At 51.5% G+C, this 12,610-nt stretch carries 12 protein-coding genes; 10 read left to right on the top strand and 2 right to left on the bottom strand.

Going from position 1 to position 12,610, the window contains the following annotated elements; translation table 11 throughout:
* Positions 1-17 precede the first annotated feature (17 nt).
* Positions 18-2,228 (bottom strand): M3 family metallopeptidase, encoded by a 2,211-nt coding sequence (locus HCX89_RS00940; protein ID WP_144132066.1) that lies wholly within the window; start codon positions 2,226-2,228, stop codon positions 18-20.
* A 202-nt stretch (positions 2,229-2,430) separates the two neighbouring features.
* On the opposite strand from HCX89_RS00940, the gene HCX89_RS00935 reads away from it, so the two are divergent.
* Together HCX89_RS00935 and HCX89_RS00930 are read left to right on the top strand one after the other, a co-directional pair.
* The gene (locus tag HCX89_RS00935) at positions 2,431-4,053 is read left to right on the top strand and encodes a dipeptidase (RefSeq protein WP_243880945.1); all 1,623 of its coding nucleotides are present in this window, start codon (positions 2,431-2,433) and stop codon (positions 4,051-4,053) included.
* A 440-nt stretch (positions 4,054-4,493) separates the two neighbouring features.
* A complete protein-coding gene (locus HCX89_RS00930) occupies positions 4,494-6,233 on the top strand; it encodes a methyl-accepting chemotaxis protein (protein ID WP_096141235.1) in 1,740 nt (579 codons plus the stop codon).
* A gap of 132 nt (positions 6,234-6,365) precedes the next feature.
* Here the strand turns inward: HCX89_RS00930 and HCX89_RS00925 are convergent, their stop codons facing one another.
* Complete coding sequence (locus HCX89_RS00925) at positions 6,366-6,773, bottom strand: GFA family protein (RefSeq protein ID WP_144132064.1); 408 nt, start codon at positions 6,771-6,773, stop codon at positions 6,366-6,368.
* A gap of 545 nt (positions 6,774-7,318) precedes the next feature.
* Between HCX89_RS00925 and HCX89_RS00920 the strand changes: the two genes are divergently transcribed.
* From HCX89_RS00920 to HCX89_RS00885, 8 genes are all read left to right on the top strand, one after another.
* A complete protein-coding gene (locus HCX89_RS00920) occupies positions 7,319-7,930 on the top strand; it encodes a LysE family translocator (protein ID WP_167714736.1) in 612 nt (203 codons plus the stop codon).
* 91 nt (positions 7,931-8,021) lie between these two features.
* Entirely contained in the window at positions 8,022-8,465 is a 444-nt protein-coding gene (locus tag HCX89_RS00915) for a hypothetical protein (RefSeq protein WP_025010473.1), read from the top strand.
* A 78-nt stretch (positions 8,466-8,543) separates the two neighbouring features.
* Positions 8,544-8,825 carry a DUF6150 family protein gene (locus HCX89_RS00910; RefSeq protein WP_025010474.1) on the top strand — a complete coding sequence of 94 codons (282 nt, stop codon included), beginning with the start codon at positions 8,544-8,546 and terminating at the stop codon, positions 8,823-8,825.
* A 41-nt stretch (positions 8,826-8,866) separates the two neighbouring features.
* Positions 8,867-9,286, top strand: a complete 420-nt coding sequence (locus HCX89_RS00905) for a DUF6228 family protein (RefSeq protein ID WP_167714734.1) — start codon at positions 8,867-8,869, stop codon at positions 9,284-9,286.
* A 36-nt stretch (positions 9,287-9,322) separates the two neighbouring features.
* Complete coding sequence (locus HCX89_RS00900) at positions 9,323-10,456, top strand: alpha/beta hydrolase (RefSeq protein ID WP_167714732.1); 1,134 nt, start codon at positions 9,323-9,325, stop codon at positions 10,454-10,456.
* Between the two features lie 69 nt (positions 10,457-10,525).
* Positions 10,526-11,383 (top strand): hypothetical protein, encoded by an 858-nt coding sequence (locus tag HCX89_RS00895; RefSeq protein WP_167714730.1) that lies wholly within the window; start codon positions 10,526-10,528, stop codon positions 11,381-11,383.
* A gap of 110 nt (positions 11,384-11,493) precedes the next feature.
* A complete protein-coding gene (locus tag HCX89_RS00890; protein ID WP_167714729.1) occupies positions 11,494-12,162 on the top strand; it encodes a Type 1 glutamine amidotransferase-like domain-containing protein in 669 nt (222 codons plus the stop codon).
* A gap of 129 nt (positions 12,163-12,291) precedes the next feature.
* Complete coding sequence (locus tag HCX89_RS00885) at positions 12,292-12,585, top strand: hypothetical protein (protein ID WP_025889069.1); 294 nt, start codon at positions 12,292-12,294, stop codon at positions 12,583-12,585.
* Positions 12,586-12,610 lie beyond the last annotated feature (25 nt).

Below are 12,610 nucleotides of genomic sequence, written 5' to 3'. Positions count from 1 at the left end.
GCTAATCCGGCAAGCGTTTATTCCGCCAGCAGGCCGCGACTGCGCAGCAGTGGCTCAATGGCGGCTTCCTGACCACGGAACGCCTTGTAAAGCGCCATAGGATCTTCACTGCCACCGCGCTCAAGGATGTTGCTGCGGAACGCCTTGGCGGTAGCCGGGTCAAAAATACCGTTTTCCTTGAAGGCCTCAAAGGCATCGGCGCCGAGAATATCGGACCAGATATAGGAGTAATAACCGGCCGAATATCCTCCGGAGAAGATGTGGCTGAAGTAGGTGGAGCGATAGCGCGGCGCTATCTCAGGGATCAGCCCCATCTTGCTCAGCGATTGCTGCTCGAAGGCGGCAGCATCCTGAGGTTCGGTGACGCTGCTGCTGTGCCAGTCCAGATCCAGCTTGGTGGCTGCCATGTATTCCACCGTGGCGAAACCCTGGTTGAACTTGCTGGCGGCGCGGATCTTGTCTACCAGGCTCTGGGGGATCACCTCACCGGTTTGATAGTGCTTGGCAAAATGCGCCAGCACATCCGGTTGAGTCATCCAGTTTTCCATCACCTGTGACGGGAACTCCACATAGTCGCGGGGCACGGAAGTGCCGGACTGGGAACGATACTCCACCTTGGACAGCAAGGCGTGCAGCGCATGGCCGAATTCATGGAACAGGGTACCGGCTTCATCGAAGGTCAGCAGCGTCGGCTCATCGCCATTGGGGCGAGGGTAATTGAGTACGTTGACTATGATGGGCTGCTCGTTGACGCCATCGACCACCGCCTGGCGGCGATAGGCATTGGACCAGGCGCCGCCGCGTTTGCTGTCACGCACATAGTAATCGCCAAAGAAGATACCGATAACGCTGCCATCTTTATCTTTCACCTCGAAGGTGCGTACATCCGGGTGATACTTGGGCAGATCGTCACGCTCGGTGACACTGATGCCATAGAGGCGGTTGGCAGTGTAGAACACGCCCTTGAGGGTGTTTTCCAGCGAGAAGTATGGCTTGGTCTGCTGTTCGTTAAAGCTGTACTTGGCGACGCGTATCTTGTCGGCATAGTACCACCAGTCCCAGGCGGCCAGTTTGAAGTCCTTGCCTTCGCTGTCGATAAGCTTTTGCATCTCGGCCTTTTCGGCTTCGGCCTGGGCCAGGGCGGCGGGCCAAATTTTATCCAGCAGGGCGTAGACATTTTCCGGAGTCTTGGCAGTACGCTCTTCCAGCACATAGTGGGCGTGGCTCGGATAGCCCAGAAGCTGGGCTCGTTTGGCTCTAAGAGCCGCCAGCTCTGCCAGCACCTTCTTGTTGTCGTGGGCGTTGTCGTTGTTACCGCGCTCGATATAACCCTTGTAGAGTTTTTCTCTCAGCTCTCGGTTATCGGCATAGGTCAAAAACGGGGTGACGGAGGGGCGTTGGGTGGTAAATACCCATTTGCCGGGATGGCCGCGCTTGATGGCCGCCTGGGCGGCAACGTCAATCACATCCTGCGGCAGACCGGCCAGATCGGCCTGCTTGTCTATCACAAGTTCAAAGTCGTTGGTTTCTGCCAGCACATTGTCGCCGAACTCCAAGCTCAGCTTGCCAATCGCTTCATTGAGCTTTCTAAGCTCCGCCTTACCGGCTTCATCCAGGTTGGCACCGCCGCGGCTGAAGCGTTTGTAGGTGTCTTCGAGCAGCTTCTGCTGCGCCGGGTTCAGTACCAGCTGATCTTTTTGCTGATAGACAGCCTTGACCCGCTGAAACAAGGCGTTGTTCAGGTAAATATCATCGCGGCTGGAAGACAACAACGGGGATACTTCCTTGGAGATCTTCTGCAGCTCGGCGGAGGTGTCGGCGCTGGTGAGGTTATAAAACACCCCTGACACCTTGGTCAGCAAGGCGCCACTGCGCTCCATGGCTTCTATGGTGTTGGCAAAGTCAGCGGCGGCCGGATTATCTATGATGGCCTGAATCTCTGCCTTGCGCTCGGCAATCCCTTGTTTGAAGGCCGGCAGGTAATGCTCGGACTTGATGCGATCAAAGGCGGGGATTTCAAGGTAAGTATTCCAGGGCTGGAAGAAAGGGTTGTCCCGGGTTTGTTCGGCCTTGGCTGCGGCTGGGTTTGTGCCTGTGCCATTCTGGAGAGCAGGCGCTTGAGTTTGGGCAGATGTGTCGCTCTGGGATACAGGCTGGTTGTCGCAGGCGCTCAGTGTCAGCGCCAATCCCAGGGCCAGAGCCACTGGAGAGAGGGTCATTCCCTTCATTGTTATTCCTCTATGCTGGTGTTTATCTCCCGTATGGCGCAGCGGGCCGCGCCGAAGCCGTCCTTAGTAACATGCCGTATTGAAAAAGGCCAATTTTGTCCTGTTTAGTTTGTAACAAAATTTAGCGAATGCAGTATCGAAACTGTATCTGTGGCACACTCTCAGGCCATTGAAAATAAAAGATAACAAAAGCCACCCTGCCATGATGATAAGAACACTTTCCCGTTTATCCCTGTCGCTGTCCCTGTGCGTGTTTGCTCCTTTTGTAAGCGCAGAGAGCGGCCTTACGGCTCAGCCCTCGAGCCAGGCTTCGAGCCAGACTTCAAGCGTAAGTGCTGCCCAAGGTACAGAGTCTGCATTGAGTAAAGTCTCGCCACTGTCGAAAACCTTGGCCCAGTACAGCCTTGACCGCTACGGCAGCGAGATGGAACAGAGTCTCGCCGAGTTGGTGCGCTTCAATACCGAGGCTATCCCAGGGTTGACGCCCGACACCAATCCGGAATTCATCGGCTTCAAGCAGGCGCTCAAGGCCCAAGCTGAGCAGTTGGGGCTGGATTATGCCGATCACGGTTATGTGCTCTTGATAGGCCTTGGCGAAGACAGGGGCGGCGGCGCTAATAAGCTTGGCATCATTACCCACGGGGATGTGCAACCGGCCAATTCAACGCTTTGGCACCAGAGTCCCTATCAACTGGATACTCAATCGCAACCGGGCAAGCTGATAGGCCGCGGCACCGAAGATGATAAGGGGCCGATAGTCACCGCCATGTACGCCATGAAGGCGCTCAAGGACAAGTCGGTAAAACTGAACCGCCGCATTGAACTCATGGTATATCTGGCCGAGGAGTCGGACTGGGAGCCGCTGAAAGTGTTTCTCAAGGACTATCAAGCGGCCGATATGAATATCACCATAGACGCCGAATATCCTGTAGTCACCGCCGAGAAGGGCTGGAGCCAGATAAAACTCACGATACCTGAACCCAAAGTCAAGGCGCCTAATTTCGATAAACCGCAACTGCAGCATTTCAGCGGTGGCTCCTTTGCCAGTCAGATCCCCCAGCAGGCCTTGGCCCTGATCCGCGGAGCCGACAGCGCAATGGTCAGCCGTTTGCAACGCGTCGCAGAGTCCCAGCAGGGGGTGCACTATGATTTTACCCTGGATTTCGACAGCCTGGAGATCGCCGCCAACGGTAAATCGGCCCATTCCTCAACCCCTGAAGATGGTGTCAATGCCGTGACTCATCTGGCTGCGCTGTTGGAGTCTGAGACATTCGCGCCGAGCCAGTCGGCATTAACCTTGGCATTTATCAATGAAATGATAGGCTTGGACCTCTATGCCGAGCGCTTTGGCGAGCTGGGCTATAGCGATGATTTTATGGGGCCTATGTCGCTGGCGCCGACTGTGGTGGAGTGGGGGCAGGGGGGTACCAGCATTACGCTTAACCTAAGGCGCCCCATAGGCAAGAGCCCGGAAACCTTGGATAAACAGCTGTCCGCGGCGCTGGCCGGTTGGCAGCAATCCCACGGCGTGACTCTGGTCGATGTCAGCAGCTATTGGGGCGAGCCCAAGGTGATGGATAAGGCGCCGCATCTGCAAACCCTGCTCAATGTGTTTGCCGAGTTTACCGGTATTGCCGACCCTAAACCTGTTGCTATTGGCGGTTCCACCAACAGTAAACTGTTTCCCAATGCCCTCAGTTTTGGTCCGGCCATGCCGGGTGTCGAGTATACAGGCCACAGTGAACATGAGTTTATCACCCGCGAGCAGTTGCAGCTGAACCTTAAGATGTATACCGCTGCCATGGTGGAGTTGGCGGTAATCTAAGGAAGGTGCGAACAAGCCCCATGTGTGCTCTGCGTCGGCTTACAGGCCTGGATGCAAGGCGTGGTTCGCAGCAAATAAGAAGCACAACACAACAGGCAGGCCTGTAAGCCACGCCCTTCGGGGCTTTCACAGCAACTGGCTCTCTCTGCGTTATCCGACTTCGACAGGCCCCGGCATGCCTTCAGTCAGATGCCTTGAACGCCAATTGCTGTGTAAGCCAGAGTGCCACGAGGACTTATTCGCACCTTCCCTAAAGGGATGAAGACTCGGTCTTTTGATGTTGATCTTAAGTCTCATGTGTGGGCTACTGAAAAATGTATTTGAAGTTAAGGCAGGTATGATTTTTGTGAACTCATCACAATTGTGAAAATATTGTTATCGATACGATGCGCATGAGTTACGCTTAAAGGACGATTCCTCTAATTGTCAAGAGAGCATGAATGAAAACGCAATCCATGATGAGCCTTGTTTTTGGTGCTATATGTGCGAGCGCCTTGTTAACCTTCATCTTCACTATGAATGAATCGGCTAAAATTGTTCAGTTAGGTGATGCGGCGAATATTCGATATAAGTCTTATCAGGTGGCTGATGAACTGAGACAAAGTTCAGACGATCTTACACGGCTTGCCCGTACCTATGCTATTACCGGCGAAGAGAAATACGAGAAGATGTATCAGGATATTCTTGATATTCGCAATGGAGAGAAACCTCGGCCGCAGCACTACCACCAAATATATTGGGATTTAGTATTGAATTATGGTGACAAACCCAAAGCGGATGGCGAACGTGCTGCAATTAAAGACACGATGAAGTCTTTGGGCTTTAGTGCAAAGGAGTTCGACTTCCTGGATCAGGCCCAAGCGAATTCTGATGCCTTAGTGGCGTTGGAAGTTAAGGCAATGAATGCGGTTAAAGGCATATTTTTGGATCCGACCAGTGGCAAATATAGTGTTCGGGGAGAACCAGATCTGGCGCTGGCAAGAGAACTGCTTCACAGTCCTGCTTACCATAGGGAAAAAGCCAAAATTATGGCACCAATTGACCAGTTTTTTTCGGCCCTGGATCAGCGTACTGGTGCAGACTTTATCCAGCGAATGGAGGATCTCAGAAGCGCTCTTTTCTGGTCGCAGCTACTGCTGGCTATAGTGATATTGGTCAGTATTGTTGGTTTCGTGATGGTTAAATATAAAATTGCCAATCCAATTGTACTCGTATACGAACAATTGATGGACATTCAGAAAACGAAAGACCTAAGTAAACGGATTCAGGTTACAGCCAGTGGTGAAATTGCCCAAATAAGGGAGCAGATTAACGCTTTTATAAGTTCATTGGCAACCTCCTTGGCTGTAACAGACAGCGTTTCTAAAGAGGTTGCAAAGTTGTCGGAGGAAGCCAAGTCAGCAGTAAATGAGTCAAGAGCCAGCTCTCAAAAAGTGGCCTCTGAGTTGGATTCAAGTGCTAGTGCTATGGAAGAGATGACGACGACATTGATGCATGTCAGCGAAAATACCCAAGAGGCTGAAGCTAGAGCCGCGGAGAATGAATCCAATGTATCCTTAGGTCAGAGGACTGTACGGCAGGCACAGTCTGCAATGAGCGTGTTAGCACAGGAGTTTGCAAAAACAAAAGTAGCTATGCAACATTTGGTCACTGAAAGTGATCAGGTAAGCAATGTCCTGGAAGTTATCAAGGCTATTGCTGAGCAAACCAATTTACTGGCTTTGAATGCAGCAATCGAAGCGGCTCGCGCTGGAGAGCAGGGGCGAGGTTTTGCGGTTGTTGCCGATGAAGTTCGTTCGTTGGCACAGCGTACTCAGGACTCTACAAAAGAGATTGACGACATAGTCGCTAGTTTACAACAACGGACAACCGAAGTTGGCGGTTCTGTGACTCAAGCTGCTGAATTGATGAATAAGGCCGATGAAGAGTTTGGCGGGATTATTTCAGTTTTTGAGAACATTCTTGTGAGCACTGAGGCTATTCATAATATCAATACGCAGGTGGCCTCTTCTACAGAGGAGCAGTCTCTGGTATCACGTGATTTAGCAAGCAGCATGACAGTGATTAGAGATAACTCCCGTAATACGGCAGATGTGATAGAAAGACTGCTCAATACTGCAGAATATCTGGAGAATAAGGCGGCAGAGCTCAGAATGCACGCTAAAGAATATAGCTATTAGCTGAATTGGAGATAGTATCGGGTCTTTTCAAAGCGTAAATCTCCTACTCGATAATGGTTACACCAGAGCGTAATTGTAAGTTGATAGTGCCAATGGGAGAGTCATCAGTAAATCATATCTGAATGAGTAAAGCTAAATATCTGGTTTATCAGCGCATTGCGGCACAGTTCCCAATTCACTATCCCAAGCGGCGCGCGCCTGACAAAAAATGTGCGCCTGGGGAGTTAGACCCGGCTCATCATCCAGGCTGCCTGCAGGTATTTGCAGCAGGTGGCTACCTTCGACCGCTTTGGGCAGCGCCGAGCCGCAAACGGCGCAAAAATGGCGGCTGTGGCGGGTACCGGGCAGGGTAAACGCAGTAATGGCGTCCTGGCCACTGAGCCAGGTTAACTCGGCGCTGTCTGAAAACAGATTGGCACTGTGAGCCGAACCTGAATCCTTGCGGCAGCGACTGCAATGGCACAAAAAGAATTGCTGCAGCTCAGCGCTGATTTCAAAACGAACCTTGCCGCAAAGGCAACTGCCTCGATAGAGCTTCATGCTCCCTCCTTGGTGTTGATAGGTTATTCCCTTTCGAGCCCGTCCCAAAATCTTGGCAGCCGCTCCAGGCTCCCTGGCTCAAGGAATAAGCAAACGAGGTTATTCTAATGGGATGGACCGGGAAACAGCAAATCCAGTTGGCACCATAACCAGCGCGATTTTGCACCCAAAGAAGCGGCTTTGGCCTTCGGGAAATCTTCTTGTAATCTGTGACTTGCTTGGGTATGGTCGCCATAACTATCAATGAGATACGGTACAAGCTCCTGGGGTATTCAAGGATGTTTACGCGACGAAAAGGATTGTCGGTTCCGCGGTAGCTATCGTCGATTGAACTCAAGGTTCGGCGCGCTCTCTTGTTTACTCATTACCGGATGTTGATTCTCCAGCACATCAAACTCGTGCGCCTGGGTTATGGTGATGATTTGAGCTTATCGCTTATTGCTTATCCATGTTTGCGGGTTTGCAGGCCCTATATCAATGACAATGATTGGCAGATTTTGAATGGATTAAGGGTTTTTGACAGTTTTATCAGTTCAGGAATAAAAATGGATAACTATTTTGTGTATTTCGGTGTTGCCATGGCCACCATTCTCTTGCCTGGACCGGCGGTGATGCTGACCGTCAATAACTCGATTCAACGCGGCTTGCTCAAGACCTTTGCCGGTATCTTTGGGGTCGCACTGGCTATTTTGTTTGTTGCCTTGATCTCGGCCACCAGTTTGGGGGTTGTGTTGGCCAGTTCAATGCTGGCCTTTACCCTGATTAAGTTTATTGGCGCCGCTTATCTTATCTATCTTGGCCTGAAAATGTTCCGAGCCAAGGGTGGTGGCACCAGCAGCGCTCATTTGCAGCAAGGCTGCGCTCGCAAGTGTTTCGCCGAAGGATTTTTAGTCTCCATCTCCAATCCCAAGGCGATCGTGTTTTTTATGTCGATATTCCCGCAGTTTATCGACCTGCAGCGGGAATACGCTCCTCAGTTTGCCTTACTCGCCGCAACCTTTAGTGGATTGGTGATCCTTATTCACACTCTGTATGCCCTGTTTGCTTCCATTGCCAAGACCAAGCTGGCTTCCGGTAAGGGAAGCTCAGTGCTGAATAAGCTAAGCGGCGGCGTCTTTGTCTGCTTCGGCATAGGCCTCGCCGCATCAAGCCGCTAGTGTCACAGGGTTTATGGCATGAGCTTTTAAATAGGATGATCTCAAGCGGGTTGTTGGTATCTTCAACAAGCTTGCAGAATAAAAGGGATTTATGAAGAAAATCATAGTGGTATCAATTGCGCTGTTGCTATCAGGCTGCGCAACTCAAGTCGATAAGTTTTCCTATCTGAAGCAATGGAATGATAGCTGGCAAGCATGTGATCGTCAGGGCAAGACATCGACACTCACATTCCCCGCCAGCCCTTGGTTCAACGCTCTGGCACGTGAAGACAAGATAGCAGTGTTGATTTACCTGAATGAGTTAAAAGACTATCAGTGTACTGAGGATGAAGCACTGAGACTCAAAGCGGTACTCGCCGATGCCGATATCACCACACTCAACGACTTGCTCAAAGGTTTTATCTATTTTGAGGCGCCGGACAAAGAGGCGATACAACACCTGGATCAGAGTCAGGTTGAGGCGCTAGCAAAGGCTATCGACGGGCCTTTTAATCCGCTGAAAGTGGCTGAAGATTTAGGCATGCTACAGCCCTGAGTGTTCAGGCATCACAGGCGTGGCATTTAGATATAAGAGGCAAAACCACCAAGAGCCAAGCTACAACAGGGAGATTTTATGGCGCTTATTTATGAGGTTCAGGTTCGGGGAGCGGCCAAGGTGCTGGTACATGAAGTCAGCTCCCGAGCGGCCGCCGATCTATTGGTTTATCGAGTCGACAGCCGCGGCGCTACACACAATCAGGATAGTCTCTGGTGCCAGGTGGCGAGCCGCTCAATGGCTACGTCACTCATTCATTGGGTCAGCCATCGTGGCGCGGCCGATCTGCTGGTGTATTTTGTCAGCAGCCGCGGGGCCAGTGGTTGGCAAACTCAACACCCGCTCAAAGGCCGTTTGTAACCCGGCTGCTTTTAAATCCAGGTAAAGAGGACGCCGGAAAGGTGAAAGAATGGATATTGGAAAACAGCTTTGGCTGCTCTGTGTGTTTTCATAAACCCGAGCTGGACACCAGTGGTTGGCTTGAACACTATTGCGTGACTATCTCGGGAGAAGGCATGCAGGCAAGTGTGAGGGTGGATAATCTTCCCTACGGACGGAACCCGGCGGATTTCTTTGAGGAGCTTGCCCGGCAGTGGCAGGGTTGGCAAGGCGAGCAAAGCTGGGCTGCCATAGAAGGTGAGTACAGTCTTGTGGCAACGATAGATGCCTGTGGCCATCTGTTATTGACCGTCAGCCTTTTAGCCAAAGGTGGTTTTCCTGCCTGGAGCGCCGAGGTGAGCCTGGCGATAGATGCCGGGCAGTTGCAGGCATTGGCTATGAACGGCAAAGATTTCTTTTATCCCGCGCCGGCCGGCCTTTGAATGCCCGTTAAAGACGTTTTACTGACAAGGATTTCCATGAGATTCGTATTTTTGCTTTGTGCCTTGCTGTCGTTGACTGTATTGGCCGAAGAGCAGCGTTTTACACTTGCGGCCGGGCTTATCGATGAAGCCGTGACAGTTCAGGTTGCTTTGCCCGAGAGTTATCGACATTCAGACAGTTTTCATTACCCCTTGCTGTTGGTACTTGATGGTTCGACCCAGTTTCATCATGTGGCATCCAGCGTCGGCTTTCTGAGCACATACGCCATAGTGCCGGAAATGATAGTGGTGGGCATAAGCACCCGCGACAGACTCAAGTACTTTACTCCCACAGAGCCGGAAGATTTCGCCGCAAGGGCGGGAAAGGCTGATGTTTATAACCGTTTTATCGCAGAGGAACTGCTGCCTACATTGAGTGAACGTTACCGTCTGGCGCCTTACCGGATGATATTTGGCCACTCTTTGGCCGGGCTTTACAGCAGTTATCAGGCGCTCGGTCCGGCATCTTCCTTCAATGCCGCGATAGCCATTAGTCCCAGCCTCTGGTGGGACGATGGTGCCTTGATTACAGATTACGACAAATACCAGACTCGCGAGCGCAAAGCGCCCATGCGCTGGTTTCTCAGTATGGCGAGTGAGCCAGGCGAGATGGCGCAGGCTTTTGACGCCATGCTGCAAAAACTGGAAACCAAGAAGCCGTCAAAGCTACAGGTTTTCAATGCCCGTTTTGCCCGAGAAACCCACGACAGCACTCCCTTGATTGGCAATGTCGAGGGGCTTAAAGCCATCTTCAGTGGCTGGAACGCGGTACCACAAGTCGATGTGATGTCGCTGCAACAACTGCAGGCGTTCTACAGGGGAAAAACTGCCGAGTATGGCTATACCTTTCCGTTGTCGGCACATCAATTCAATGTATACGGCCTAAAGGCCGCCTATGAGGGCCAAGCTGCCTGGGGCGTTGCCATATTGGAGCAAGGAGTAGAGAAATTCGCTCGCTCGGAAATCCTTTGGGACAGCCTGGCAACGGCCTATACGCTTAACCAACAGCTCGATAAGGCAATGGCGGCGTCTATCAAGGCGCTGCAATTGGCCAGGCTGCATGGTTCGGTTTTTCTCGAAGAGATTATGGCTCAGAACCGGGCGCTTGAGCAAAAACTGAGTCAGCCCTAACTCAGGTCTTTTACCTACCAAGCCCGGGATTTCCCGGAGAAGATTTACACCTGTTATGAGAGGAATGCCGTGTTTCGTGGATTAAATGAGATAAAACAACATATTGAAGAAGGCAATCTGGACTATTTGCGCCAGCACATGCCGAAAGCCTGGTCCCAATATATGTTCAGGATAGAGAAAGACCCGGCCTGGCTTGAGATCATCTCTTATCTCAGAGCGAACGCCGTTATCAAGGACTATCAAATCTATTACCTTATGTATTGCCGTGTGGCGTATTATTCCGAGCCGAAGCAGTTTACGCCGCTATTTGACATCATCAAAGTCAACGGCCCGGATGGCAGCTTGGTCGAAGACGACCCTGAACATCTTTACCGGCTGTGTCACGATGTTTACCTCGGTTTTATTAGCGCGTTTATTTCAGTGGGTGGCCGCTTGGACCATAACCGGTTGTTGGCATTGGCCTTCGCAGGAGAGTCTGACGCTTACGCCATTTTTAATTTTCTACTGCCCAGATATGCCTTCTCCCATGAGGCACTGGCTACGGCGGCGGCCTGTTTGTTTTACAATGAATACCATTTGAATGGAGCCGGTGAACAGGCTTTGGCTGCCTTGCTAAGTCGGGGCATAGCGTTGGATTACTGCTTTGATGATGACAGTGAATTCGGCGAATATGCTTGCTTGGCGGCATTGATCTTCGGTCACAACCCAAAAAGGTTTAACCAGCTGTATGCCGATGGTGTCGAGCAGGCGCTTGTCGACAGTTTCGATTGGTCGTTCTTGCTTACCGAGCATGAACTGACTCTTGAGCATATTGAAGCCCTTAAGCTGTTGTCCCGCAGCGCTGCGTTACCCATAGATGAGATTGGCGAGTGCCTGTTAGAAAGAGAAGATGAAGCACTGCTGGCTGCTTTTGACTCCCTGCGCTGATGTCTTAGGCTGAAGAACTCTATCAATCTCGGCGCGAATGGCCGTTGAGGCTGTGAGCGGGAAACTCAGGGTGTTGCAAGAAACTGCCGACTTTCAAGGAGCGAAAAAGTATGAATCTACTGCTGCTCAGTAATCACCAAAGCGCAACCGGCCATAAGGCGCTAGCGTTTGTTATTGAGGCTTTGGGGCTTAAAGGACAAGTCGGTGGTTACATAGGTTCAGAGCCTGATCCCGAGGGAGATTTCTACCGGGCAACACAGGCGTTTTATCAAGGCCTTGGCATAAACCTCAACACCTACCTGGATTTTGAACGGGGTTTTAACGACACTGTGATGCAGACGTTACTGGATAAGCCTTTAGTGCATCTCTCGGGCGGGGATACTTACCGTTTTTTGCGCGGCTTGCATAGTCGCAATCAACAGCAGAAACTCAAGAGCTATGCTGCATCCGGACATCTCTTGGTTGGTGTCAGTGCCGGCGCCATGCTGCTGACCGCCAACATAGAAACCGCGGCGCTTTGTGGTGACAGCAATACAGTGGGCCTTGAAAACCTGAAGGCGCTGTGCTTGGCCGACCTTTTATTTGTGCCCCATGTGGTTCATTCGCAGAGCCGAGACCAATCCCATGGCCTCAGCCAAAAACAGCGTGCAAAGCAATTGGCTAAGCGGCATGGTTCGCCCGTTTATCTCTGCTCGGATGAAGACGCTTTGGCCATTATTGATGGCTATCTTCACTGTTTTGGCGCGCCGGAGCTCATCCTGCCAGAGGCTATCGCCTGAGTTTTGCAGTGCAGCAGTGCCCGTTCATCGGGATGACAAACCTCATCTATTGAGGTAGTTTGAACATTATTGATGGCTTATGCCAACAAGGCCTTAAGGAAGCAAGGCATTACCCAAGAGGAAGCAAGGATGGCAGCAGAACTGATCAAATCGTCAATGACTACAGTGCAGAATGGAGTGGCCAAAGCCGATGGCAAAATCTCCTTGACCGGCAATGAACTTAAGTTTGTGCCTTTCAATCAGCAACTGGGGCTGGGGCCCTACACACTCAAGCGTGATGATATCTGCGCGGTAGAAAAGTGTCTGGCTACTGGCGGCGGTATTTTCCCTATATCGGCAGATGCGCTGCGGGTCATTCTCAATGATGGCAAACGCTATGAGTTTATTCTGGCAGATACCTCAGAGTGGCTTACGCTGCTGTAATTTTATGCCTCTTTCGGTAAAAGCG

The organism is Shewanella sp. Iso12, from assembly GCF_012030025.1.
Taxonomy (GTDB): Bacteria; Pseudomonadota; Gammaproteobacteria; order Enterobacterales; family Shewanellaceae; genus Shewanella; species Shewanella algae.
The sequence above is the reverse complement of the archived record's forward strand: the minus strand, read 5'-3'. Positions and strand labels throughout refer to the sequence as shown.